This is a genomic window from Saccharibacillus deserti (assembly GCF_013618475.1).
Lineage (GTDB): Bacteria > Bacillota > Bacilli > Paenibacillales > Paenibacillaceae > Saccharibacillus > Saccharibacillus deserti.
In genome coordinates, this window is sequence record NZ_JABJVN010000003.1 from 263,836 (window position 1) to 290,367 (window position 26,532).

At 59.0% G+C, this 26,532-nt stretch carries 19 protein-coding genes; 15 read left to right on the forward strand and 4 right to left on the reverse strand.

What is annotated here, in order from left to right; all coding sequences use genetic code 11:
- Window positions 1–81: 81 nt before the first annotated feature.
- Window positions 82–1,014, forward strand: coding sequence for a manganese-dependent inorganic pyrophosphatase (locus tag HOP44_RS11450; protein WP_172253376.1), 933 nt, complete (start codon window positions 82–84; stop codon window positions 1,012–1,014).
- Between the two features lie 304 nt (window positions 1,015–1,318).
- On the forward strand, window positions 1,319–2,077 hold the full coding sequence (locus HOP44_RS11455) for a DeoR/GlpR family DNA-binding transcription regulator (RefSeq protein ID WP_172253378.1): 759 nt from the start codon (window positions 1,319–1,321) through the stop codon (window positions 2,075–2,077).
- 150 nt (window positions 2,078–2,227) lie between these two features.
- Here HOP44_RS11455 and HOP44_RS11460 read toward each other — a convergent pair whose 3' ends face one another.
- Window positions 2,228–4,633, reverse strand: a complete 2,406-nt coding sequence (locus HOP44_RS11460; protein ID WP_172253380.1) for a putative bifunctional diguanylate cyclase/phosphodiesterase — start codon at window positions 4,631–4,633, stop codon at window positions 2,228–2,230.
- Window positions 4,634–4,869: 236 nt separating this feature from the next.
- Between HOP44_RS11460 and HOP44_RS11465 the strand changes: the two genes are divergently transcribed.
- The 7 genes from HOP44_RS11465 (at window position 4,870) to HOP44_RS11495 (ending at window position 13,661) form a co-directional block, all read left to right on the forward strand.
- Window positions 4,870–7,989 (forward strand): PAS domain S-box protein, encoded by a 3,120-nt coding sequence (locus tag HOP44_RS11465; protein WP_172253382.1) that lies wholly within the window; start codon window positions 4,870–4,872, stop codon window positions 7,987–7,989.
- Between the two features lie 194 nt (window positions 7,990–8,183).
- Window positions 8,184–8,966 carry an NAD-dependent epimerase/dehydratase family protein gene (locus HOP44_RS11470; RefSeq protein WP_172253384.1) on the forward strand — a complete coding sequence of 261 codons (783 nt, stop codon included), beginning with the start codon at window positions 8,184–8,186 and terminating at the stop codon, window positions 8,964–8,966.
- Between the two features lie 22 nt (window positions 8,967–8,988).
- Window positions 8,989–10,554, forward strand: a complete 1,566-nt coding sequence (locus HOP44_RS11475) for an FxLYD domain-containing protein (RefSeq protein WP_172253386.1) — start codon at window positions 8,989–8,991, stop codon at window positions 10,552–10,554.
- A 14-nt stretch (window positions 10,555–10,568) separates the two neighbouring features.
- Window positions 10,569–11,912, forward strand: coding sequence for a S1C family serine protease (locus HOP44_RS11480; protein ID WP_246369742.1), 1,344 nt, complete (start codon window positions 10,569–10,571; stop codon window positions 11,910–11,912).
- A 54-nt stretch (window positions 11,913–11,966) separates the two neighbouring features.
- Window positions 11,967–12,245 carry a GNAT family N-acetyltransferase gene (locus HOP44_RS11485; protein ID WP_172253387.1) on the forward strand — a complete coding sequence of 93 codons (279 nt, stop codon included), beginning with the start codon at window positions 11,967–11,969 and terminating at the stop codon, window positions 12,243–12,245.
- Window positions 12,246–12,492: 247 nt separating this feature from the next.
- Complete coding sequence (locus HOP44_RS11490; RefSeq protein ID WP_172253388.1) at window positions 12,493–12,915, forward strand: organic hydroperoxide resistance protein; 423 nt, start codon at window positions 12,493–12,495, stop codon at window positions 12,913–12,915.
- Window positions 12,916–13,052: 137 nt separating this feature from the next.
- A complete protein-coding gene (locus HOP44_RS11495; RefSeq protein ID WP_172253389.1) occupies window positions 13,053–13,661 on the forward strand; it encodes a hypothetical protein in 609 nt (202 codons plus the stop codon).
- Window positions 13,662–13,837: 176 nt separating this feature from the next.
- Here the strand turns inward: HOP44_RS11495 and HOP44_RS11500 are convergent, their stop codons facing one another.
- Window positions 13,838–14,803 carry a DUF6612 family protein gene (locus HOP44_RS11500; RefSeq protein WP_172253390.1) on the reverse strand — a complete coding sequence of 322 codons (966 nt, stop codon included), beginning with the start codon at window positions 14,801–14,803 and terminating at the stop codon, window positions 13,838–13,840.
- A 186-nt stretch (window positions 14,804–14,989) separates the two neighbouring features.
- Here HOP44_RS11500 and HOP44_RS11505 point away from each other — a divergent pair, with 186 nt between their 5' ends.
- From HOP44_RS11505 to HOP44_RS11515, 3 genes are all read left to right on the forward strand, one after another.
- Window positions 14,990–15,553, forward strand: a complete 564-nt coding sequence (locus HOP44_RS11505; protein WP_172253391.1) for a DUF420 domain-containing protein — start codon at window positions 14,990–14,992, stop codon at window positions 15,551–15,553.
- Between the two features lie 159 nt (window positions 15,554–15,712).
- On the forward strand, window positions 15,713–16,792 hold the full coding sequence (gene add / locus HOP44_RS11510; RefSeq protein WP_172253392.1) for an adenosine deaminase: 1,080 nt from the start codon (window positions 15,713–15,715) through the stop codon (window positions 16,790–16,792).
- A 105-nt stretch (window positions 16,793–16,897) separates the two neighbouring features.
- On the forward strand, window positions 16,898–17,425 hold the full coding sequence (locus tag HOP44_RS11515) for a hypothetical protein (protein WP_172253393.1): 528 nt from the start codon (window positions 16,898–16,900) through the stop codon (window positions 17,423–17,425).
- 149 nt (window positions 17,426–17,574) lie between these two features.
- Here the strand turns inward: HOP44_RS11515 and HOP44_RS11520 are convergent, their stop codons facing one another.
- Complete coding sequence (locus HOP44_RS11520; protein ID WP_172195629.1) at window positions 17,575–17,724, reverse strand: hypothetical protein; 150 nt, start codon at window positions 17,722–17,724, stop codon at window positions 17,575–17,577.
- A 186-nt stretch (window positions 17,725–17,910) separates the two neighbouring features.
- Here HOP44_RS11520 and HOP44_RS11525 point away from each other — a divergent pair, with 186 nt between their 5' ends.
- Window positions 17,911–18,051 (forward strand): hypothetical protein, encoded by a 141-nt coding sequence (locus HOP44_RS11525; protein WP_172253394.1) that lies wholly within the window; start codon window positions 17,911–17,913, stop codon window positions 18,049–18,051.
- 189 nt (window positions 18,052–18,240) lie between these two features.
- On the opposite strand, the gene HOP44_RS11530 is transcribed toward HOP44_RS11525, so the two are convergent.
- Window positions 18,241–21,570: an alpha-mannosidase gene (locus HOP44_RS11530; protein WP_172253395.1), complete on the reverse strand. Its 3,330-nt coding sequence runs from the start codon at window positions 21,568–21,570 to the stop codon at window positions 18,241–18,243.
- A gap of 384 nt (window positions 21,571–21,954) precedes the next feature.
- On the opposite strand from HOP44_RS11530, the gene HOP44_RS11535 reads away from it, so the two are divergent.
- Together HOP44_RS11535 and HOP44_RS11540 are read left to right on the forward strand one after the other, a co-directional pair.
- A complete protein-coding gene (locus HOP44_RS11535; protein ID WP_246369744.1) occupies window positions 21,955–24,081 on the forward strand; it encodes a sensor histidine kinase in 2,127 nt (708 codons plus the stop codon).
- 258 nt (window positions 24,082–24,339) lie between these two features.
- A complete protein-coding gene (locus HOP44_RS11540; RefSeq protein ID WP_172253396.1) occupies window positions 24,340–25,992 on the forward strand; it encodes a response regulator transcription factor in 1,653 nt (550 codons plus the stop codon).
- Window positions 25,993–26,532: the final 540 nt, after the last annotated feature.

Here is a 26,532-nt window from a genome sequence, read left to right on the forward strand (position 1 = left end):
GCGCATGGATGTACCGCGGGCGGATTAATGATATAATTAGCATCGGAATTCAGGAGATAAGTTCAGAGGAGGCATTAAACCATGGCAAAAGTATTGGTTTTCGGTCATAAGAATCCGGATACGGACACGATCGCTTCGGCAATCGCGTACGCGGAATTGAAAAAGCAGCTCGGCGTGGACGCGGAAGCGGTCCGTCTGGGCGAAGTGAACGGCGAAACGGCTTACGCGCTGAAGCATTTCGGCATCGAAGCTCCGCGCCTTGTGGAGACGGTGGCGGATCAGTCCGAAGGCGTTATTCTGGTCGACCATAACGAAAGCCAGCAGAGCGCGGCGGATATCGCGGACGCTCATGTGCTTGAAGTTATCGACCACCACCGCATCGCGAACTTCGAGACGGCTCACCCGCTTTACTACCGTGCCGAACCGGTTGGCTGCACCGCGACAATCCTGAACAAATTGTACAAAGAGAACGGCGTCGAGATCCGCAAAGAGATCGCGGGCCTGATGCTGTCCGCGATCGTATCGGACTCCCTGCTGTTCAAATCCCCGACCTGCACCGAGCAGGACGTGGCGGCTGCCAAGGAACTGGCGGCAATCGCAGGCGTCGACGTCGACGTGTACGGCCTCGACATGCTCAAAGCCGGCGCGGATCTGAGCGGCAAAACGGCGCAGGACCTGATCTCCATCGATGCCAAGGAATTCACAATGGGCGGCAGCAAAGTCGAAATCGCGCAGATCAACGCGGTAGACGTGGACGAAGTGCTGCTGCAGCAGGCTGAACTCGAAGCTGCGCTGAAGGAAAAGATCGTCGACAAAGGCTTGTCGCTGTTCGTTCTGGCGATCACGGATATCCTTAACAACGACTCCGTCGCGATCGCGCTCGGCAGCAAGACCGATGCCGTGGAGCGCGCCTACGGCGTGACGCTCGAGAACAACAAAGCGCTGCTCAAAGGCGTCGTCTCCCGTAAATCGCAGATCGTGCCGGTGCTGACGAAAGCTTTCGAAGAAGCGTGAATCTCGATTACCCCTTGTCTATCCGATCGGCAAAGAGCGGCGTGTCACACGCCGCTCTTTGCTTTTTTTATACCGGACGGCCTGCGGTTGATTTGAATGCCTCCACTTCCGCGGCTCCCCGCAGGTTCCTCATTCCCCGGCTGCCTGGTCCGGTGTCGATTGCGCTTTTCCCGCAACCTCTCATCGCCTATACTGAACAAAGAAAGAACAATACGCAGGCACGGGCCGGGCGCATCCGCGAAACGGCCGACGGACGAATAGACAAACGAATGGACGACGAATGAAAGAATCGAGGAGATTGCCTATGCTGGGATTTGAACGCCGGGAGAAGATTGTCGAATTTTTGCGCCGGGATCAAAAGGTCTTTGTAGCCGCCTTGAGCTCGCTGTTCGAGGTGACGGAGGAGACGATCCGACGCGATCTGGAGAAGCTGGAGAAGGAAGGAATCGTCACGCGTACCTACGGCGGAGCCGTGCTCAATATTCACACCAACGAAGATTTGTCGTATCAGACCCGCCACACGACGAATCTGCCCGAGAAGAACGAGATTGCCCGCAAGCTTGCCCGGCTCGTTTCCGACGGGGATACGCTGATGGCCGATCCGAGCTCGACGGCATTCGAAGCGCTGCGGGAACTCGGAAACACCAAGAAAAATCTGACGGTCATCACCAATTCCAGTATTATTTTCGCGGAATACGCCAAGCTCGGCCATACGGTGATCTCGACCGGAGGTACGCTGCGTCCGCATTCCAACTCGCTGGTCGGTGCCGTAGCGAACGAAACGGCGTCGAAATATGTGGTGGATACGGCGCTGTTCAGCTGCAAAGGCCTATCGGCCGAATACGGCGTGACCGATTCGAACGAGCCGGAGAGCGAGTTGAAGAAAGTCATGCTGAAGCAGGCGCGCAGAACGGTGCTGCTGGCCGACCATACGAAGTTCGACAAGGTAGCGTTCGTGAAGCTGTTCGATCCAAGCGCGGTCGATTATCTGGTTACCGACCGCCGTCCTTCGGATGAATGGATGGAGCGTCTGGAGCGCAGCGGCGTCGAAGTCCTCTACTGATCCGGAGCGCCGGCCGATCCTTCCGGGCGGCGGAAGCAAACGTTAACGTGCCCGGAGCCGCATGCAAAAAAGGCCGTCCGCGTCGTCGAAAGACGCCGGGCGGCCTTTGAAGCTTAAAGGTTGGAGCGTGAAGGTCGCACCCTGAAGTATTCAGGAACCCGCTTTGCGTTCCTCCAGACCGAGGCTGTAGAATTCTTCGGCTGCCACCGGTCTGCCGTAGTAGAAGCCCTGGGCGGTGAAACATTGGAGCGTACGCAGCACTTCGATCTGCTCTTCGTATTCGATGCCTTCCGCGATGATGCGCAGACCGAGCTGCCGGGCCATGGTGACAATCATCTCGACGATCGCCAGGCTGTTGGAATGGGTAGCAATTCCTTTGATGAACGAACGGTCGATCTTGAGGCAATCGATCGGCAGCAGATGCAGATAGCTCAGCGAACTGTAGCCCGTGCCGAAATCGTCCAGACTGACCGAAATTCCGGCCTGCTTGAAGCGCCCGAGGATGGCGATAACCTGCTCCTCGTTGTGCATCATGGCGCTCTCGGTTACTTCCAGTTCGAGCAGCCGGCTGTCGAACTTCAACTCTTCCAGCGTGGAGAGTACGCTCTCGACGATATCGGTCTGCATGAGATGAATCTGGGAGATATTCACGGCCACCGGAATCGGAGCCTTGCCTTCGCGAATCCACCGCTGCATTTGCAGACAGGCGGTGCGCAGCACCCAGCGCTCGAGAGGGACAATCAGCCCGCTTTCTTCGGCGAGGGAGATGAACTTCAGCGGAGGTACCATGCCGAGCTTCGGATGCTTCCAGCGTACCAGTGCTTCAAGGCCGACCAGGATGCCGGTGCGGATATCCACTTTCGGTTGATAAAACAAGACCAGTTCGCCCTGTTCGATGGCTGCCTGAAGATCCCGCTCGAGAATCAGGCGTTCGCGGTTCTCGATGGCGCGGCTGTGATCGAAGAAAGCGAAGCGTCCGCCTCCGCGGCTCTGGGCATCGAAGCGGGCCAGATCGGCATGCTTGAACAGCGCTTCGCCGTCCTGTCCGTCTGCGGGGAATACGGCGATTCCTATGCTTGTCGTCAGCGTCACCATCTGCTGACCGATCCGGAACGGCAGCGAGAATGCATCGCCGATCTGCTGGGCCGCGGAAACCGGATCGAATCCGTGAGGCAGGACCGCGATGAATTCGTCCGCCGTCGAACGGGCCAGGATGCTTGCATCGGGAAGGATTTCCTTCAGTTTCTGTGCGGCATAGCGAATCACTTTGTCGCCGAACTCGTGACCGAACAAGTCGTTGACCTTCTTGAAGCGGTCGAAATCGACAAAGAACAGATGAAACGAGAACTTCGTATCGCCGCGGGTCAATTCGTCGACGTACTCGCGCATGTATTTGCGGTTGTTCAGTCCGGTTAATTCGTCGTAATAAGCGAGCTGCCGGATCTTTTCCTGAATTCTTTTGCTGTCGGTAATGTTCTTCGCGATGCTGTAGGCGCCGGTGAAACGACCGTCGATCAGAATCGGCAGCGAAGTCAGAATCAGGTGCGTCGATTCGCGGTCCGGAACGCTGAACTCCACTTCGATCTCGTCCGCAGCGCCGCCCATTACCTTTTCGTAATGGTTGAGGATTTTGTCCTGCTGTTCGGTCGCGGACCATTCCGTCAGCATATGCAGGGACGTTCCCTCCGGGAGACAGGCGACCATCTCCTGGGCACGGCTGTTCATATCCAGGATGCGCCCGCCTTCATCCAGTGCCAGAACCGCATCGGGATTATGGGCAAACAACGACTTGTAGTGCGTTTCTTTCTCGTGCAGTTCCCGGTATCGGTTCTCGGAGTCTTCCTCGCGATAGCGGTCGGTCAGAATCATAAGACCCGCCGCTACGGCAAACAGAAGCAGATAAGGCGCAAGATGGTCGGTCAGACCGGAACCGAATTCCAGATCGGAGGGCATGGCGGACAAGGTCATAACGGCCGGAATAATTGTTGTGGCGACAGCCGCGAAGAGCAGGCCGGCCGGAGGAAACCGTTCAAAAATCCGTCCGGTTCTGCGCGTCACGAGCATGGCCAGACGAATAAGCGGGAAAAGCGCAGAAAAAAGGCCGATAGCGGCTGTCAAAAGTACTTCTGCGCGCATGTCGACACGCCCGAAGATCAAATAGACGTTTGAATAATTGAAAACGAGAATAAGCAGGGTCAGGACGGCGGCGCTGCCGGACAGATGAAGGGAACCTTTCCAGCCCGCCGCATCGCTCGTCAGGCGAAGCGCCAGCAGGCAGAGGAGAAGACCGGCTGCCGAAGGAAACATCAGGTGCAGCAGTTCATAAACCATAAATTCCGTTGGAAGTACGGACAGCGTGCCGAACAATACCGTTCCGCCGAAGCCTGCGCCCATAATCAGCAGGCGGGGCAGGCGTTCGCGGCTCAGCAGGGTGCGCAGCGAATGGGTACCGCCGACGGTCAATAAGGCAATCATGAGACAGGCGGCAATCGAGCACGCAAGTCCCGCCGCCGCGAAGTATTCATTTAGGATAATCGGTTTGGCATAGGAGTTCATTGTTATTCAACTCACTTTATTTAAAGGTTTCCTTCCTTACTATATCGACGAAAAGAAGATAAACCGATAGACTGAACGGCTTTGCGTTCAAATCTTTTTTCGACGAAATCCGACAATCAAAAAGAGTTTGGATTCGAAAAAAATAAATGTATACTATTGGTAAATGACCGCGCGCGGAAAACCGGCAGAATTCGGGCCGCCGAAGCGGAATATGCGGCAGAACGAGGGGAACTGGAATGAGCAAGCAGCCGGAACAGCAAAATACGATCTTCGAACGAATCTATAGGCAGTCTCCGGTCGGTATCGCCGTACTGGCTGCGGGCAGCGGACGCCTGCTGTACGCAAATGCCAAATTCGGCCGAATTCTCGGCTTCCGGGCCGACGATTTGCAGGGGACCGACTTCATCGGACTGCTGCAGGGTGAAGCGGCGCGTGATCCGGAGCAGTCCGATGCGAAGCTGCGCGAAGCGATCGCGGATCCGGAGGCCGTGCAGGAGTTCGAACGGTTGTTCAGACGGCCGGACGGCAGCTCGGTTTGGATTTCTTTTCATATGGCCGCACTGGAACCGGAACCTGGAGACAGCGAAGCCAGAATCCTGGTTCATTCGCTGGATATGACCAACGAACACAAAGACAGGGAACGGCTGGTGGAGAGCAGCGACGCTTACCGGGTGCTCACGGAGAGTACAAGGGAGCTGATTACGCAGACCACGATGGACGGCATCCTGCTCTACGCCTCTCCGTCCGTGAAGAAGCTGATCGGATATGCGCCGGAAGAAATGGTCGGCCGGCATCGGTCGGAATTTTATCATCCGGACGATCTCGAAGCGGCTTCGAAGCTGTCCGTCGAAGACGCGCAGGGCCAGATTTTCATGCGCCGGATCCGGCACAAGGATGGACGCTACCTCTGGTTTGAGACTATGTTCCGGATCCTGCAGGGGCGCATAGGAGAATCCGATACGATCATGGGCATGGGGCGGGATGTCACGACGCGCAAGATGTACGAGGACATGCTCGACGAAGTGCAGCGCATCGCGCATATCGGTTCGTGGGAGTGGAACCTGGCGGAAGGAAGACTGCATTATTCCGAGGAAACGTTGCGCATTTTCGGAAACGAGGTCGTGCAGGACGAGAGCTATCCCCATTCCCTGCTGCAAATCATCCATCCCGCCGACCGGGCGTTCGTGGAGAATTATGTGGCCGATATGCTGGCAGGCAAAGCCGGGCCGATCGTCAAGTACCGGATTGTCCTGTCCGACCGGACGGTCAAGACGATCCAGGTTCGGCATGAACTGTGGCACGGTACGAACGGAGAAGTGCTTAGGCTCATCGGCATGACCCAGGATGTGACCAAGCAGTCGATTATCGAGAACCTGATCCGCGAGAGCGAGCAGCGCTACAAATCGCTGTTCGATTATAACCCGTCCGGCGTGTACGCGTACGACCTGGAAGGCCGTTACGTCACCGTAAACGCAAGTCAGGAGAACCTGACCGGTTACAAAGAGAACGAACTGATCGGTATTCCGATCGCGGAGCTTGCGGTGCCGGAACATCGGGAGCGGATCGAGGCGGGATTCGAAGGTGTAAGACGGGGCGAAGCCCAGACTTACGAAGTCATCCTGGTCCGCAAAGATAACAGCCGGGTCGATGTCAGCGTGACCAACACGCCGATCATCGTTGATGAAAGAATCGTCGGCGCTTACGGGATCGCCAGCGATATTACCGAGCGCAAACGCCATCTGGCGCAGATCGAGAAGCTCAGCTACGAACATACGCTGATTCTCAATTCCGTCTCCGAAGGGATTTTCGGAACCGATCTGAACGGGAGTGTGGTCTTCATCAATCCGGCAGGCGCGCAGATGTTGGGCCGTCGTCCGAGCGAAGCGCTGGACGGCTTGAATTTGTCTTCGATTCAGCAGACGAGCCAGGACGGGATCCGCTACGATCCGTACGATTCGCCGCTGATGCATGCGCTGCGGACAGGGGAATCGCATCAGGATATCGATTCCGTCTTTTGGCGCAGTGACGGTTCCAGCTTTCTCGCTTCGTACCGGGTAACGCCGCTTTACGATCAGGGCGAACGCAAAGGAGCGGTTGTCGTCTTTACCGATATTACGGGAGAAACCGAAATTATCCGGGCCAAAGAGTCGGCGGAACGCGCAGACCGGGCGAAGTCCGAGTTTCTCGCGATCATGAGCCATGAGCTGCGTACGCCGATGAACGGCGTCGTGGGCATGACTACGCTGCTCGGCGAAACGGACCTTGACGAATCGCAGCGCACCTATGTCGATATCATCGCCCAGAGCAGCGAGAGCCTGATGCATATCCTGAACGAAATTCTGGATTTCAGCAAGATCGAGGCCGGCAAAATGGTACTGGACAAAGAACCCATGCAGGTTCGTCATCTGCTGGACCAGGCGATCGACCTGTTCACGCCCCGGGTGCTGGAGAAAGGCCTGATCCTGACGGCCCAGGTCGCTCCCTCCGTGCCGGAAGTGCTGATCGGAGACGCGGTGAAGTTTCGTCAGGTGCTGGTGAATCTGATCAGCAATGCGATCAAATTCACGGAAGAAGGCGGGGTTGCGATTACGATCGAGCCGGGGTTCTTCCAGCACCCGAACGGATTGATGCTGGAAGTGTCGGTACGCGATACCGGGATCGGCATTCCGCCGGACAAGCAGAACCTGCTCTTCCAGTCGTTCTCCCAGATCGATCCGTCGATCAGCCGCCGCTACGGCGGCACGGGGCTCGGCCTTGCCATCTGCAAGAAGCTGATCGAGCTGATGGACGGGTTTATCGGAGTCCAGAGCCGGGAAAGCGAAGGATCGAACTTTTACTTTACGCTCCCGCTCAAGATTCCGGCCGAAGAGTTGAACGAGTCGAACGGAACGAGAGCTGAGCTGGAAAGGCTGCAGCGGTCCGGCGAACAGCAAGCGGCGGACGCCCAAACGATTTCGGCCTCTTCCGCCGGCAAGCTGTACGTGCTGATTGCCGAAGACCATCCCGTAAACCGCCGTCTGCTGGAACAAATGCTGACGAAGTTCGGATGCGTCTGCGACCTGGCGGTAAACGGAAGGGAAGCGGTCGAAGCGGCCCTGCTTCGGCGGTACGACCTGGTCTTTATGGATATTCAAATGCCGGAAATGGATGGCCTGGCCGCTGCCCTGCGTATCCGGGAGCATTACGGGGACGAAGAACCGGTGATCGTGGCCGTGACCGCTTTTACGGAACGGGAAAACCGCGAACGCTGCCGCGAAGCGGGAATGCGGGATTTTATCGGCAAGCCGCTGTTTGCCGCGGAGGTCGAATCGCTAGTCGAAAAGTGGAAAAGAAGGATTGCCCGCACAGGCGTGTGAAGCCGTGCATCACAGCCGCTCCGCGAGCCTTTTCGAAGGCCTGCGGAGCGGTTTTTTGCAATCGGCGTCCGGGTTTTGCCGTCCGGGAAAGCCTCCGAATGCACGGGGCGGATTAAAGTTTGCCGACGGCGTCGCGCTTCCCCCCTTTTGTGGGTAATGATGCTTAATCGATAACCGGCAAGGGAGGAAGAACCGTGAAGAAAAAGCTGCTGATTACCGGTGCGTCCGGCAAGGTAGGCTGGAGTGTCGCGGAGAAGCTTCGGGAGAGCGGACACTACGAGATCGTCGCAACCGATCTGGAAGAAGATCGGCAGCGCGGCATTGTGCCGCTCGATATGACAGACCCCGATGCGGTTCGGGAAGCGGCGCGGGGGATCGATACGATCCTGCATATCGGCTGGGCGGAAGACCATGAAGATTTTCTCGGCCGGGTACTGCCTGTCAATGTAACGGGCGCTTACCATATTTACGAAGCGGCCCGGGAATGCGGAGTAAGACGGGTCGTGTTTGCAAGCTCCAACCACGCGACCGGATTCTATTCGTCGGAAGAACGGGTGGAGCCGGAAGATCCTTACCGCCCCGACAGCTTCTACGGTCTGAGCAAATGCTATATCGAACTGTTGGGACGTCTGTATGCCGACAAACACGGGATTTCCTCGATCAATATCCGGATCGGCAATTATCCGGGAAACCGTCCGCCGGCTTCGAAGCGGGCCATGAAGATCTGGATCTCCGAGCGGGACCTGGCTTCCCTGTTTGCCTGCTGCGTCGAAGCCGATCCGTCCATCGGTTTTCTCAGTTTGTACGGAACTTCCGCCAATACGGAAAACTATTACGATATCGGCTACTTGAAAGAGCTGATCGGCTACGAACCGCAGGATGACGCGGCTGCTCTGCGCGAGGAAGCGCTGCGGTTGTACGGCGGATTAAAAGACGACGAACTGCCGCTTCAAGGCGGGGGAATGACTCGCCAATAGGGCGAAGCGAGGGGGAAAAGCGATGCGATGCATACAATGCGGGGCGGAGCTGTCCGAAGGCAGCCGGTTTTGCAGCAGCTGCGGGGCGAAGCAGCCGGAAGCGGAGGTCCATCCGCGGACGGAGGAAACTGCGGAGCGAAATACGGCGGACCGTGTGCCGGTGCCGGAGAACCCGGCTTCGTCTGCGAACCGCCCGGAACAAGCCCGAGAACCGTTTCCGCCTGCGGAACGGACCGCGCAAGCGCAGCCCGAAGCGCGCCGTGTTCCGCGGGCGGCTGACACGGAAGACCAAGAGGCTGCCCGGCAGCGCGGCGGCTATTCGCAGGCCGGGGAATCGCCGGTTCCGCCGCCTGTCGAAGAGCCGATAGCCGTGCGGCTGACCAAAGGAGCCGTCCTGCGCGAAGCGGACACGTTCCGTTACGGAACGGACGAAGAGGAGCCGCCGCAGATGCGTCCTGTTTCTTCGCCCGCCCAGTCATTCCGTCAGCCGCTGCCGGCGAGCGAGCCCGGGAACCGAACGGTTTCTCCGCCGGCCGGACGCACGGCCGGCCGGGCGGAACGCCGCAGAAGCGTTGGAGCCTGGATTGCACCGCCTCTGCTTGCCGTGTGTGCCGCCGGGGCGCTGCTGTGGCAGGTGGATTACGAACGGGAGATCAGTACCGAAACGACGGAAATCCAGCGTTCGGCCGCCGACGCCGCGCTCGGCGGCAATTACGAGATTGCCGAGTCGCGGCTGAAGCAGGCCATGGCGAAACGGCCGGACGATTCGGGGATCCGGTTCGATCTGGAGACGGTGCAGAATATCCGCCGGCTGGATGACCGTCTTGGCGAAGCCCAGCGTCTGCTGAGCACTGCGGATTCCGCCGGCGCTTCGGCGATCCTGACCGAAGTGGAGAAGGAGCTTGCCGGATTGAAGAGCGGCGCGTACGACCGGGTTCGGGAGCGGCTCGGCAGAGTCCGCGAGAAAGTGGAATTGGTCGGAATCCGCAGCGATGCGGAAAAGGCCGATACGCTGGACGAATTGACGGGCCTGCTGAAGACGGCATCCGCTTATCCGGCCGCGGACAAAGAACCGGTGCTCGAGCTGATCAACGACCGAATCGTGGAAGTGGGCGGAGACGAAGCCGAGCAGGCGATCGCGAGCGGCAGTTATTACGAAGCGGCGGCGGTGGTCGACGAAGCCCGGAGCTACGTCCCCAAAGCGGAACGGCTGATCGAGCTCGAGAAGCAGATCTCGTCGCTGGCCTCGGAAAGCGAGTCTGTCGATTCGGAACTGCTCTATCTGTCGGGTTCGGAGCTGACGGCCGGAACCGGCGAGCTGGCACTGGACGGCTTGAAGCAGCGCACTTCCGGAGAAAAGCTTCTCATCTCGGGAGTGATCCGCAACGCTTCGAACCATCCCATGCACGAGCTGCTGATCGAATTCCGGACGTATGACGCCGAAGGCACTTTTCTTGGGGAAGACTGGACCGAGGTTCTGCCAAACGTCCTCGAACCGAAAGAGACGGCTTCGTTCTCGGCGAGAGTCGAGGCTGCGGGAGACGGAGCGACCGTTATTATCGATTCCGTGAGTTGGTACAGAAAGTAGAGGGGGAAACGGCGTTGAAAAAACAAACGTTAATCAGCGTGATCGTCAGCGCTTCCGTTCTGCTGGCCGGTTCCGCGGGTTCTTACGCCATTCACCGGAGTTATTCGGCCCATGGCGGGAGCGGAGCACTGCTGGCCGAAGTCCCCGCAAACGCAGCTGCGGCGCCGGCTTCGGGCGGGACCGATGTTTCCCCGGAAGAATCCGCCGACGAAACGGCGGCCTTGGGCGAAGAGCAGAAGCCGGAACCCGATTCCGATACTCCTGCGGACAAAGGGCAGGGCGGCGAAGAAGACGGACGTACGCTGAAAGACATCATCTCTTCCGTGGGAGAAAAAGTCGTCATGATCGAGACGTCGGACGGTTCGATCGGTTCGGGGTTTCTGTATAACGAACAGGGCGATATTCTGACCAATGCGCATGTGGTAGCCGGATTCACCGATGTGACGATTACGACATCGGGTTCCGAAGAGATGGCCGGAACCGTCATCGGAATCGGCGAAGAGACCGACGTAGCCGTCGTTCGGGTAGAAGATCTGGCAGGCGTGGAGCCGCTGGAACTGAAACTGAATGCGGAGGCGGAGATCGGCGATGAAGTGCTGGCGCTGGGTAGTCCGCTGGGACTGCAGAACACGGTCACGACGGGCATCGTCAGCGGGGTGGATCGGACTTTCGATATCGATCCTTATTATTATGAAGGACTGTATCAGATCTCGGCGCCGATCGCTCCGGGTAACAGCGGCGGGCCGTTGGTCGACCGGACGACCGGACAGGTGCTCGGCATCAACTCGGCCGTAACGGACGAAGGCGGGATCGGGTTCAGTATTCCGGTGGTGAATATCGTCGACTCGGCGCGGGAGTGGTCGGAAGATCCGATGGAAGTGCTGCCGGAACCGGAGTACGGTTACGACGATTCGGTTGTGCCCGAGGACGATTCCGGTTCCACGGACGAATACACCGACGAGTACACCGACGAGTACACCGACGAAGAAGCTTCCGAAGGCACGGAGCTGGAATATGCGGCGGAAGACGTGCTGTATGCGTTTTACGACGCGGTATCCCTCAAGGATTATCGCACCGCTTACGATCTGCTGGGACCCAAGTGGCAGGCCAAGCAGTCATATGAGAAGTTCGCCGCCGGCTATCAAGATACGCTCGGCGTATATCTGGATTACTGCGTAGGCGTCGAAAACGCGGACGGCACCGTCAGCGTGTACGTCTCGATTACGGCCGACGAACGCGGCAAAGACGGAGCGGAAGCTTCCGCCGTGGTCTACGACCTGCTGTATCAAGTCGGTTACGGATCGGGAGACGCTTCGGAGGTTCTCCAAATCTTGAGCGGAGAATCGCAGTACGAATAAGCGGGATCGCCGGGATACCGGCACCTGTCCATATCAAACGAGGAGGGCATACACATGGCGGATATCGAGAAAAAAGGAAACGGATTTGTGATGATCCAAGACGGACAGGAAGTAGGCAAAGTGACCTACATGCCAAACGAAGAAGGAGTCCTGATGATCGACCATACGTTTGTGGCGGAATCCATGCGCGGTCAAAAAGCCGGCGAAAGGCTGGTGGAGCGTGTCGTGGAATTGGCACGCGATACGGGAGCGAAGATCGATCCGGTCTGTCCGTTTGCGAACGCGCTGTTCCAGCGCAAGCCGGAATACGCGGACGTTCTGGCCGATCAGTAAAAGCTGCCGGGCAGCCCTGCGCTGAGCGGAACCATAGTCAAGCAACAAACGGACGCCGGTAAATCGCGGCGTCCGTTTGTTTGCGTGGGAGCGCTGCGACTTGCCGGAAAAGTTTTTTGCGAAATGTTCCCAAATTAAGCTGTAAACAATGTTGACTTTATCATTTATATAGTATAAAATTTGATTGTAAGCAATTGAATATGAAATCGGAAAAATACAAATCGAACAGAAAAAGGAGATCATTCACATGAGCGCATTGTATACCGCAACAGCAACAGCAGTAGGGGGCCGCGACGGAAAGGTTACTTCTTCGGACGGCATTATCGACATCAGCCTGAAGACGCCGAAAGGCCTTGGCGGCCCGGGCGGAGACGGAACCAACCCTGAGCAGCTGTTCGCTGCCGGCTACACCGCCTGCTTCGACAGCGCACTGAACATGGTCATTCGCATGCAGCGCGTAAAAGAAGTGACCGGTACAAGCGTAACCGGCGACGTGTCGATCCTCAAAGACGCGGCCGATAACGGCTTCAAGCTCGAAGTGACGCTGAACGTAAGCATCCAGGGCGTCGATTCCGAAACGGCCCACAAGCTGGTCGAAGCGGCTCACCAAGTATGCCCGTACTCGAAAGCGACTCGCGGCAACATTGATGTGACTCTGAATATCGTCTAATCTATAAATAAAGGTCGGATGCGGCTGCGAAGCTTGGCATCCGAACCGCCGGCGCTTCCGTCCGGTACGGAAGCGCCGACGCCGATTGAAACGGATACGGGAGGCCGGAAGTTTGCGGCTTTGCGGGAGGGCGAGACATGCGGCAGGCCAAGGTAGAGATTCAGCCTTACACCCAGTGGGAGACCGGTATCCGGTCTCCCGCTTCCGCATGCGGTCCGGCGGCGATTGCCGGGCTGGTCCGGTTCTGGGAACGCCGTCTGGCCAGGCGCGGCGGAGCTCCGTTCGCCCGTCTGCCGGCCCATCCCGCCGAGGCGGTCAATGCGATGTACGCCGCCTGCTTCGGAACGCCGATCGGGATGAGCGCCCCCGTTCTTGCCCTGGGTCTTCGCCGGCAGATCAAGATGAGGCTGCGCCAGAGCGGTCTGCCGGGCTTTCCGGTTACGCGCCGTCTGCACGTCTTCGAAGCTTACCGGGCGGAGATCGACGCGGGCCGCCCCGTGGCGGTCAAGTTCGACAAATGGTTCTCCCTGCGCTGGAGAGACCGTCCGCTTTTCGACTATCATTGGACGGTCGGCTGCGGCTACCGGATCGAAGACGACGGCACGGAATATCTGATCGTGCACGATGCGGGTACTCTTCACCGCGGCGGAACCTACAGCGCAAGCCGTGAACGGCTGGTTCCTTACGCGCCGCATCGTAAAGTGCTGACCCTGGTCGCTTTTCGGATCGAAGAGACCGCCCGGTGAGTGGGCGCAGCGGATGAACGTTTGAAGACAGCCCGAAAAGGACAGTTCCCGAAGCCGTATCTACGGCCTGGAACTGTCCTTTTTTTGGACCTGGCGAACCGATGAATCCTTGTCCGGAAAGAAGAAGGGTCTTGCTCCCGTGTGATTCCGGCAAGAACGACGGTTATCCCCCCGGATTATTCGCCCGACTTGTCCGTGCTCTCGGCTGCCCCTGTTTCGGCGGCGTCCTTGTCTGGGGCTGCGCCTTTGCCGGAAGCTGCCGCATCGGCTGTCGCTTCCGCCGGAACGGCAATCTCGCCGACGGCGTTCTGCGAGGAGTACGCGCTGTCCGAACCTGCCGTAACGTGCAGCGCCTGCTTGTTCACCTGCAGCGTCGTGTCGACTTTGACGCTGGTGGAAGTCAGCTGGTTCGACTTCCGGTCCACGACGAGGCTGTAGCTGACCTTTCCTTCGGAACCGCCTTCGAACAGCGAAGAGAGCTCGGAAGACTGCTTAGAGTCGCCGAGCTGGCGTCCGAGCGCCTGTTCGATCAGCGCGCTCGCCTGTTCGCCGCTCGCTTCGTACGTCAGCGTATAAGCGGCATCGTCTTCGGCCAGCTTAAGATTGTCTTTGTAAGCGCCGAGTTCTTCGATCAGCGGAGCCGGATCAAGCATCTCCGTCGTAATCGAGACTTCTTCTTCGGCTCCTTCGAGGCTCTGCGTACTCCAGGCGCCGGCGGCGTCCCTGGTATGCAGCTCGCTGCCGGCCGCATAGATCTCGGTCGTACCCTGCTGTCCCTGGGACAGGGTATCGATCTTCAGCCCGTATTGGACTTCCGGCTTCGCGATTACGTCTCCGGAGATATCGATGGCCGTTTCCATCGGATCGGGCGCTTTGGCGCCTTCGGCTGCCGGCTGTTCGACCATATAGTTCGTTTTTGATTCGATCTTGTAGCTTTCCAGCGCCTGGGCTTCTTTGAGGGCCAGATCGTAGACCGAAGCGGCGGTTTGCGTCGTTTCGCCGGACGGCTTGCTTTCTTTTTCCTTGTCGGTCGCTGCGCTGTCCGCCGTGCAGGCTGCCGAGAACAAGAGCAGCGAGAGGGCGCTGATTTTCAGCGTATTGGCCAGATAATGCCGATTGCGGTTTTGTTTTGCCGAGTACATGATGATCCCCTTTCGACTTGTGCGATACTTATTACCTTACCATTTTAGGCTCGCGAAGTAAAAAAGTTGAAGGTTTTCCGGAGGTTTTTTTGCGCAGGGCTTAATATTTCAAATTGTTGTCACTTAACATTAAAGCTTTGGCGCGATATAATAGTTAACGACAAATTCGAAGGAGAATGCGCCCTTATGAGCTCACCCAAGGAGAACGACAAGTACCGTTCGACCACGAATCGCAGCTTTGCCGGATTGATTATTACCATTTCCGTCGTTGCCAACATTATCATCCTGCTGCTGTTCTTCTCGCCGATCGGCTATCAGGGCAGTGTAGATTTCAACCTGACCATTTTCCCGCGTTTGAACGCCATTTTCAACAGCTTCACCTTTATCTTCCTGGTGTCGGCGCTGATCGCTATCATCCGCAAGAACGTTCCGGTCCACAAAGCTTTTATCATTGCCGCTTTTGTCTCGACCCTGCTCTTCCTCGTGTCTTATCTCACGTTCCATTACATTTCTCCGGAAACGGCGAAATACGGCGGAGAAGGCATTCTGCGCCCAATCTACTTCTTTATCCTGATCTCGCACAGCATTCTGGCCGCTCTGATTGTGCCTTTGGCGCTGTTTACGGTAGTCTTCGGCTGGACGATGCAGGTCGAGAAGCACCGCAAGATTGCCCGCTGGACGATGCCGATCTGGCTGTATGTCAGCTCGACGGGCGTTATCGTGTATCTGTTCATGGCTCCGTATTATTGACCGGTTTCGAAGATGAGATGTCTGTTCGGAAGAAGAAGCGTATCCGCGTTAAGCGGATACGCTTTTTTGATGGTTGCCGATGTCAGGTCAATTATGGTATAAAACATGACAATATCTATAGATCATTCTAATGCCTCGAGGCGAAAAGGAGGAAGTTTTATGCCGAACAATCTGTTGGAGGAACTGCTGCACAACCTGCCAAAAGTCGATCTGCACCTGCATCTGGACGGAAGTATCCGCGAATCGACCTTGTGGGAGATCGCTGCGCAGCAGGGTATAGAGCTGCCTGCCGCCCGGGCCGAAGACCTAACTCCTTTCATGAAGGTTACAGGAGAATGCGGAAGTTTACTTGAATATTTAGAAAAATTCGATTTCGTGGCAGGTTTTCTTCATCAAGCGGAGGTGCTGGAGCGGATTGCTTATGAAGTGGTGGAACAGGCTGCGGAGCAGAACTGCCGGTATATCGAAGTCCGCTTCGGTCCGCAGCTGCATCGATCCGAAGGATTGAGCTGCGAAGAAGTGATCGATGCGGTGCTGCGGGGACTGCGTCGGGGAGAAGCGGACTTCGGCGTGATCGCCCGCGGAATCGCCGCCTGCCTGCGCCATCATTCGCCGCACCGGAATATGGAAGTCATCGAGGCCGCCGCCGCTTTCCGGGAGCGGGGATTGGCGGCTGTCGACCTCGCAGGCCCGGAAGCGGCTTTCCCCGCCCACCTGCACCGTGCCGTATTCGAATACGCCCAGCTGTTGGATATGCCGGTAACGATTCATGCGGGCGAAGCGGGCGGCGCCGACAATATTCATGAAGCGATTGTGCGCTTGGGCGCTTCCCGGATCGGACATGGGGTGCGGCTGCGCGAAAATCCCAACGTGCTGAATCTGGTGCGCGAACGGCAGATCGTACTCGAGATGTGCCCGCTCAGCAATTTCCAGACCAAAGCCATGGAGAGTTGGGAGACGTATCCGATCCGCGAGTATTTCGATGCCGGCCTGAAGCTGACGATCAATACCGATAATCTGACCGTATCCGATACGTCGCTGGTCAAGGAGTACACGGTGCTGATCGAGAAGTTCGGCTTCACGCCGTCCGAGATCGCCTCGCTGATTCTGAACGGGGTTGATGCGGCATTTCTGCCGGCTGCAGACAAGGAACGCCTGCGCGCCGATTTCCTGCAGGCGTTCGCTCTGCTGGGGCTGCGGCCACCGGCACCCCCTTCTTCGATATCGGCCGCCGGATAAACGAAAAATGCTGCGAGAAAGATCACAATGAAGCGCTTTCTTTTGATGTAGACTGAATAGACAAACCCCAGTCGGATTTATTCATCAATAAGGAGGCGCTTTGTCATGATTAGGCGGAAATGGCGCAAACGGGCGAAATGGAAAACGCTCCTGCTCGGACTGGTTGGCATGATCATGCTGACAGGCTGCACGGTTCGGGAATCGATGGCCGAGCAGCAGATTTACGGCAGCAACGAGCTGATTGCGCGGAGCGGAGACCGTTACAGCTTCGATTTCCGGGAAGGAGCGGTCGAAGAAGGAACCGCGGCGTTCGATTTCGGACAGTTTACCGGCAGGCAGACGCTCTGGACGGTAGATGCGCCCGAAGCCGCACAGGTTACGCTGGAACTTGTATTGGGCATCGATAACGGCAAATGCAAAGTCGTCCATATTCTGCCGGGCGGGGATGTGGTGAAACTGGCCGATGCCGGAGCGGAAGCGGATGGGGGACCGATTATTCTGGATCTGCCCAAAGGCAAGAATGTCATCAAACTGATCGGCAAAAAAGCCTACGGCACCGTCCGGGCCGAATTCACCGGCACGGAAACGGTGACGATCCGCTCGGCGGCAATCGAGACCGACTCCGCAGACTGAACGATGCAGGGCAAGAATCCCGGTCCCGGGTTCGCCGCCGCGGCAGGTCCGCGATCGGCAGTCCGGGTGAACAAGAAAAAAGGAATCTCCATAGGGAGATTCCTTTTTTTGCGGCCGCGTGACAGCTTGTGCGGCTTATTCCGGTTCTATTAGGCTTTCGCCCCTTCAAAACGCATGATGCGTTCGAGTTTACGCGTGATTTCTTTCTGCCATTTCTTGTCGCCGACCTGAACGGCCACGTTAAGCAGAACCAGGTAATCGTCGAAGTTGAGATTCACTCTTGAAGTCGATGGTTGCATACGAGGGTGCGCTCCTTTGAAGTCAAATCGCCGTGCAGGAATGATAATCATTATCACATCTTCTAATTCCTATTATCCATACTTTTAAGTAAAATGCAACGAGCGATTCAGCAAAAAAAGAGAATTTTCGTTATAATCCTTTAAATTTGACGGAATTGCGTCGGTGGAAAAGAGGGGCCAGCGTAATTGCTGCTGATCTTGTCCCCGTTCTTGTTGAACTTCGATATTCCGGGTCTATTCGCGATTTTGTTGGTGCTGGGGTTTCGGCGGGCGGGCCGGGATCTGGACGAAGCGGACCCGCAGCATCGGCTGGATATTCGGATCTGACGGAGAAGCGGTGCACAAGATACACGGAAGCCATCCGCGACAACAGCAAAAACCCTGAACTTGTCCATCCGGACAAGTTCAGGGTTTTTCCGTCTTCCGCTGCTATGCGCTGCGCATGGGACTTCTATCCGCAAGAATTCGGCTGACCGCCTATCAGGCTATCGGGACAACTTGGCCGATGCCGCTTGATCAGACGCGCAGCTCGATCGCGAAGGTGCGAATCTCATACGGCTCAAGCGTAAAGCCGATCGGCGTTCCGACCTGCCGGTCGCCTTCCGGCCGCTCCAGCAGGTCGCATTCCTGCCAGGAAGCGATCGTCAGATCGCTGGCAAGCGCCAGACGCCGACGGCTGCCGGAGAAGTCGTGCACGCGCACGATGACGGAACCGCCGTCTTCGGAGCGCTTGACGGCCGAGATCATGGCCGTCGGCCGATCGGCGAAGCCGCCTGCACGTTCCGCCGCGTTCTCCAGGCGGAACATCGACAGCGCCGGCCGAGCCGGCGCGCCCGGGGAGACGCGCAGCGGATCGTTGAGCGCCCAGGCGCTCGGGACCGTGCCGCCGGCCAGCCAGTCGCCGGCGTGCGGCAGCAGCGAATACGTGAATTCGTGCGCGCCTTGGTCGGCTTCGGTGTCCGGATGCTGCGCGCACTTGATCAGCGACAGCCGCAAGACGTTGTCCTTGATGTCGTAGCCGTATTTGCAGTCGTTGAGCAGGCTGACGCCGTAGCCTTTGTCCGACAGGTCGGCCCATTGGTGGCCGACCGTCTCGAAGCGGGCCATATCCCAGCTCGTGTTCCAGTGCGTCGGCCGCGTGACGTTGCCGTACTGCACGTCGTACGTCGCTTCGGTCGCGCGGACCTGTACCGGGAACGAAGCTTTGAGCAGGACGCGGCGCTCATGCCAGTCCGCAGTCGTCTTGAAGTCGATGCGGCGATCATGCGCGTAGACGCTCAGATGCTGCTTAAGGCGCGAAGATTCCGTCTCCCAGACGAAGGAGATCACGCAGCGCAGCGGACCGTTCTCGATTACGGAGACATCCGTCAGGTTGTCGAGTTCCCATGATTTCTGCTGGTAAAAGAGATCGACGTCCCAGGCTTCGTGCGCCAGCGGCTTGTCTTCGAACAGCTGCAGGACGTTGCCGCGCTGCCCGGAAGCCAGCACTTCGCGGTCTTCGTCGCGGTCGTAGATCCGAGTCAGCTGGCCGCGTTCGTTCCAGTCCAGCTCATAGAACGGCGTCGAGACGCCGCTCTGGCGCAGCGTGAACGGTCCGGCCGGTTCCGCCGATGCCGGATTTGCCGATCCGACCGGCTCGAACGTCAGCTCCGCATAGCCGAGCGCAGGCACCGCCGAAGCTTCGACCAGCCAGCTTCCGCCTGCATACTGCGCGTTCAGCGGCTCGCCGAGGTGGTTTTTCCAGATGCCGCCCGGTGACTGCCCGTCCGGGCAGCCTGCAAGGACACCGTCTCCGTCGGCGGCGGGAATCTCGATCAGCCCGCTCTCCGCCCACGGCGAAGAGTTCCAGACCGTATAGCGTCCCGGCGCAGTAGACGAAGCGTTCACACCGGATGTTCCTTGCAAGGATTCCGGGCCGCGCACGTCTGCCTCCGCTTCCGTTTCGGGGGCCGCCTCATTTTCTTTGCCTTCGATCTGCGCCTTGCCCGCCAGCAGCCCTTGCTCGGCGGCGTTTCGGGCTTGCAGTCCGAGCCGCTGCGCTTGCGCGTATTCGATCGTGCTGTCCTCGTACACTTCGCGAATCGACGAGCCCGGGATGATGTCGTGGAACTGGTTGCGGAGGATGATTTTCCAGCCTTCGTCCAGCTCTTTTTTGGCATACAGATTCCAGTCTTCCGCCGTCACGGCATGCAGCGCGCTCAGCCATTCGCTGCTTCGGTACAGCAGTTCGAGCTTGCGGTTCATGCGCTTATTGTAGGCTTGGCTCGTATAGGTGCCGCGGTGGTATTCCAGGTACAGCTCGCCGTCCCAGGTATGCACGTAGCTGTCGGTCTGCTCGACCGTCTCGCGCAGCTCCCGGAAATAATCGCCGGCACTGCCGGTCTTCATCTTCGGCAGGCCCGGCATCCGGTCGATCCGGCGGCGCATCTCCAGCATGTTCCGGTTCACCCCGCCGCCTCCGTCGCCGTAGCCGTAGGAGAACAGCAGCTTCTGGTTCATCTCCTTGTCGCGGTAGGCGTCCCAGCTGCCTTGAACCGTCTTGGGCATGATGTTGCCGTTATACGTGTAGAACCACGAGCCCGGACCGGACCACGGCTCCGTCGTCGTGATGAAGTGCGTCAGGATCTCCGTGCCGTCCATTCCGCGCCACATGAAGGTGTCATGCGGCATGCGGTTGTATTGGTTCCAGCTGATCTTCGTCGTCATGAACGTGTGGATGCCGGATTTTTTGAGGATCTGCGGCAGTGCCCAGCTGTAGCCGAACACGTCGGGCAGCCACAGATAATCCGATTCGACGCCGAATTCTTCCCGGTAGAACTTCGTCCCGACCAGGATCTGCCGCACCAACGACTCGCCCGACGTCAGATTGCAGTCCGCTTCCAGCCACATGGCGCCGCCGGCTTCCCAGCGTCCTTCCGCCGCGCGCGCCTTGATGTCCGCGTACAGCTCGGGATAATCGGTCTTGACGTAATCGTAGAGCTGGGGCTGCGTCTGGAGAAACGTATACTCGGGGAACAGCTCCATCAGGCGCATGACCGTCGAGAACGAACGGGCCGTTTTTTCCCGCGTATGCTTGAGGCGCCAGAGCCACGCCACGTCGATATGGGTATGGCCGACCGCCGTGATCTCGACCGCCGAATGCTTCTCCATGCCGTCGATCGCGCCGGACAGCTCATCACGCGCTTCGCGCAGCGACTCGTAGAAAGCGTCGGAGCCCGGCGCGTTCCAGTCGATCCGCAGCAGCGAACGGTCCGCCGCCTTGAGCAGCTGCGAGCGTTCCGGCAGGTTCTCGGCGAGCACCGCCACCGTCTCGGAGACCGCCAGCAGCGTGTAATAGTAGTCGTCCGCCGCTTCGTCGAGCCAGCATACTTCCGCGATGCGGATACCGTGCGTCTGGTCGCGCCGCACGCCGCCGCCTTCGAGGCCGGACCACAGGCGCAGCGTCAGAGGCAGCGCGGTGCCGGCCGTTTCCTCGTTGAAAAAGACTTCCAAGTGGTTGGAATCGACGCCTTGGTATGGCTTGCCGTGCAGATAGAAGAGCGATTCGAACCCGGAGTTGTTGCCCCCGCCGGTCTCGCCCAGGTCGAAACGTCCGAGAATGCGGCGTCCGGCCCATTCGCACGGCACGTCCACTTCGGCGTGGAGCCACAGGTACAGGTCGCGTCCGCTCCACGTATCGCCAATCTTGAGCGTACCGTCGTAATCGGCCGGAGCGGGAATCTCGGGATTGATCTCTTTGCGCGTATCTTCCATGGAGCGGAACGCCGGGATCGGCATCCGGTCGCGGTAGCGGTAATCGGCCAGCTCGTGCAGGCGGGAACGCAGTTTGGCTTCGGTCAAAAACATAGGAAAAAAACCTCCTTGTACGGCGCTTGGATAAACGCTCGGGTAGTTGGGCGATTGTCAAACGGCCGGAGGCGGGCGGGTCTGCGACAAGACCGGGGATCTTCGCCGTTTGCGCGGAAATGTGCCGGAGTTTGCAGAAGCTGAATCGATCTTGGGGGATCATCAAGGCCATTATAAGCGGAAGCGGGACTTTTTTTAAAGCGGAATTCGCGACAAAAATGACCAATATTGCGACATCGAAGCAAAGGGGTTTGCCGCCGGCAAACGCCGGTGGTACACTGTGCGCAGAAAAGAACGGACCGGACGATCAACCCTTGAGCCGGCGGGAAGGGGAGCGGCATGCGCGCTGTTCGCAGATTTTATCTAAATCATTTGAAGCGGAAGATGTTCAACCGGATCGTGCTGCTGTACTCGGTGGCGGCGGTGGTTCTGTTCGTTTTTGCGGCGGGACTGATGTACCAGTATCAATACCAGCGGACGATCCGCGAAGAGACGGATGCCAATCTCAAGACGACGCATGTGCTCAGCCTCTATCTAAACCGGCAGTACGAATATATGCAGAATCTGCTTCGGCAGGTGTACAGCGACGGCACGGTGAGCGACGATATGATCTATTTTCTGAATCACGATTACGAAGATTATCTGGGCTACCGGCTTAACGTATTCGCGGACAGCCAGGGTTCGAGAAGCCGTACGTTCGATCTGGCCGTCAAAAATTATATGGAGCAGGATGCGTCGGTCCGCAGCGTGTCCGTGTACAGTTATGCGCGGGGATTCTCGATGTATGTCGGGCGAAGCAGCCGCAGGATCGATTTTGAAAGCGGTTCCGATCTGCCGTGGCGCGAATGGGCCGCGAACGGCCGATCGGGATTCTGGAGCGTGCCGCCGGGCGGCGGCATACCGGAAGGGGAAGTGCCGGGGAACGGCGGAGTACAGGGGGGAACGATCGGCGGAGAGCGGGAAAGCGGGGAGAGAAGCGGCGAAGAGAAAGCGGCGGAGAGCCGCGGCGCAGCAGACGGCAGGGCCGGAAGCGGGAATACGAAATCGGGGGAGAAAGATGCCGCGAGTGAAGGCGATCCGGCCGTTGGCGGCGTGAACGCCGGACCTCCTCCCGGAATCCCGCTGGACGGGACCGGGCTCGAAGAAGGGCTTCCGGCCGGGGAAGCGTTCCCTCCGGCGGCAGCCGAACCGGCCGGTACCGCGGAAACGGACGGCGCAGAAGCAGATAACGCAAAAGGCTCCGGGACCGCGCCGGACAAGCCGGAGTCCGGACGCTATAGGTATGCCCGCGAACTTCAGGACCCGTGGACGCTTCGGCGGATCGGAATGATGGTCGTGGAATTCGATTCCGTGAGGCTCGAAGCCCTGCTGCAAAGCCAGGCGCCCGCCGCCGGAGGCCAGGTACTCGTATTGGCGGCGGACGGTACGGTGCTCTACGATTCGGAAGCCCTCTACACGGGCGAGGTCTACCCGTATCGGCCGGATGAATCGGACGGCGCAAGCGGAACGGAAGCCGATCTGCCCGGCGGAGCGTTCCGGACGAACGAGCTGAGCGTGGCGGGATCGGGGTTGTCCGTGCTGGGAGTCGTATCGGGTGCGTCCGTCGACCGCAGCATGGCCGGGCTGACCGGCGCCCTTATTCTGGGGACGCTCCTGTTCGCCGGGGCCAGCCTGGGCCTTGCGGCCGGTATCATCCGTTCGCATTCCAAGAAAGTCCAGCGGATTATCCGCTCGATGGGCCGGATCGGCGCCGGCGATCTGTCGACACGGATCGAGATGCCCGGCGAGGATGAGCTTCAGCAGATCGCCCAGCGCATCAATGCGATGTGCGAGCGCCTGGAGACGTATATCGATAAAGTGTACACCTCGGAAATCCGGCAGAAAAACGCGGAGCTTGCGCTGCTGCAGTCGCAGATCAATCCGCATTTTTTGTACAACACCCTGGAATCGATCCGGATGAAGGCTTATTCGATGGGCGCCCAGGATGTTGGCAAAATGATCTACAGCCTGTCGGTCATGTTCCGCAGTCTGGTCAAGAAGAGTACGATCGTCACCGTGCGCGAAGAGATCGAGATCTGCTCGATGTATCTCGATTTGTTCCGGATCCGCTACGAAGGCCAACTGCAGATCGGGATCTCGGTGGCGGAAAAAGCGGCGGACTGCCGCATGGTCAAGCTGCTTGTCCAGCCGGTGGTGGAGAATTACATTCTGCACGGGTTCCGTCCGCTGGACGAAGACAACCGTATCGAAGTCCGTGCGGAGTCCGCGGCCGGGCGTCTGACGATCGCAGTCGAAGACAACGGAACGGGAATCGCGCCGGAACGTCTGGCCGAGATCCGTCTCATGCTCGAAGGAGGCGCCCCGGTTCCCGACAAAGAACATCGTTCGATAGGCCTCATCAATGTGCACGAACGGATCCGGATGAACTACGGAGAAGATTACGGGGTGTCCGTGGAGAGCAAGGAAGGAACCGGAACAACGGTGCGGATGGTCCTGCCGGCCGAAGGTTGAGCGAAGATCGTCGGGAAAAATAGACGGCAGGCAGGCGCAGAGCGTACGCGGTATGCGGGAAATGGAAAATCGACGGCGAAAATGCACGGCGAAAGACAAGCGGTGACAGAACAGATGCAAAACAATCAACTTCATCATTTAACTGCTGGACAACCGTTATTTCAAAAAGGTAGGGCTGATTTGTTCGGTTTGGCAGGAAATAGCTGCCTGTAGGACGTTATGGAATTTGCGGAGCGCACAAGAAAGGATGGGACGGGTATGCGTACGGTATTTTTCGTCGACGACGAGCCGCTGATCGCACGGGGAATGTCGTCGATTCTGGATTGGGAGAAGTACGGGCTGCAGCCCTGCGGCCAGGCGGGGGACGGCGTGCAGGCGCTGGAACGTCTGGGGGACACGGGAGCGGATCTGGTGATCACGGATATCATGATGCCCCGAATGAACGGACTGGAGCTGATCGCCGAACTCAAAAAGCATCATCCGAATATGCGCTTTATCGTGCTCAGCGGCTACGAGGAATTCGAGTATGTCAAAGTCGGCATTCGGCTCGGCATCGAGAACTACATCCTCAAGCCGATCAATATCGAAGAGCTGGAAGCGACCGTTCGCCGGATCGGCGAAGTGTGGGAACGCGAGGAAGCAAGCCGGATCCGGCAGCAAGAAGACCGCCGGGTCCTGCGGAGCCACGTGCTGGTCCGATGGACGCAGGGCGAAATCGGCCGGGAAGAACTTCTGCAGCGGGCGGTGCTGCTGGAGATTCCGACCGATTGCGGCGAGTATCGGGTCGATGTGATCCGGGTGCTGGAGGGTGAAAGGAGAGCCGAGTCCTCGGCGCAGGCGGGACGGGCTGGCGCACCGGCCGAGTGGCAGGCGGCAGGAGGAGCCGGGCGGGCCGGGATGCCCGCCGACAGCGCCGCTGTGCGCCCTTCGTGCCTCGCCGAAATCTGCGAGGCGCTGCTTGCCGCCGCCGAGCCGGGCGCGGCGGCAATCTGCTTCGCGGATGCCGACGACGATATCGTCTGCATTCGCTGCCGCAGCGCGGCCGGCACGCCGCGCCAAGCGTCTTCCGGCGCTGCGCTGCCGGAAGACGACCCGTTGGCCGAGGCTGCGCGGAAGCTCGGCCGACGGGCCGGAGCCGCCGTCTGGCTGGCCGGCGGCGGATCTTCGCCGGACATGGCCGGCGTGCACGTCCGCTTCGCGGAAGCGCAGGCGCAGCTGCGCCGCCTGCTCCCCGCGGGGGAGCGGCAGCTTTGGGTCAGCGGGCCGGATACCGCGCCCGAACTGCAGGGCTCTTCCCTCTCCTGGGAAGAGCGGCTGCTCGGCGGCGCTGCGGAAGCCGCCGTCTGGCTGCCCCGCCGCGAGCCGGTGAACGCGGCCGTGCGGCTCATGCTGGAATCGGTCCGCACGGACGGCGCAGCCGAACCCGCGGAGCCGGATTACGGCGGCCTCTACGCGCCGCTCCAGCGTATCCGTACGCTGGAAGAACTGCGGCGGCATGTCCGCCGCTTTCTTCGCGGAGACTCGGCGGCGGGTGCCGGACCGGCCGCGGCAGGACCCGCGCACAGCGCGCATGTCGCTTTCCTGCTGGAGCAGATTCGCGACCATTACGCGGAAGAACTGTCGCTCAAGACGCTGTCGCAGCGGCTCGATCTGCACCCGAACTATCTGGGGCAGCTGTTCCAGCAGGAGACCGGAGGCAATTTCTCGGATATGCTCAACCGGCGCCGAATCGACCGGGCGACGGCGCTGCTGCTGCATACGAACCGCCGAACCGCCGAGATCGGGGCGGAGGTCGGGTATACGGACAATTCGTATTTTTACCGGCAGTTCAAGAAATATACGGGCCTGTCGCCGACCGAACTGCGCAGCGCTTACGGAGGCGACAGCGGATTCGTACTTGCCGGCCGCTAACGGATCGTATATCCGTTAGCGGCCTTTTTCGCGGCTGCCCGAAGATTTAACGGAACCCAGAGACGCTTAGAAGATAAAAGGGATCGGAAACGCGCCCAAAACCCCGTCGTTTCTCGTCTAAGCGTCTTCTCGTTCCGGTAAAAATTTCCCGCCGCTCAAATCCCGCTCTAAGCGCCGCCTCGCTCCGTTAGCATCCGGACCGGGGGTGCGATCGCGCGGGCCGTTAGCCGAGGCCGCTCCCGCCGCTCTCCCGCGGCCGCTTCGGCCGCGCCCCTGTCACCCGGCCGCGCCCCTGCCCCCGCCCCGCTCTCCCGAAGCCGCCTCCGCCGAGTCCCCGCCCTGTCACTTCCGCCCCCAAAAGGGGCTTTTCTTTACTTTGTCCACCTGAATCTAACATTATTCAACTTGTTTGAAGATAGCGCTTTCAATCACAATAGAAAGTGCCGAAGGCGGGTGGCGAGACGGGAGGCAGGCGATGAGTACGGACGCTTGTCCGCCCGGAGCGAAAGCGATCTTGGGGGATCCGGCCGCGCAGCGCAC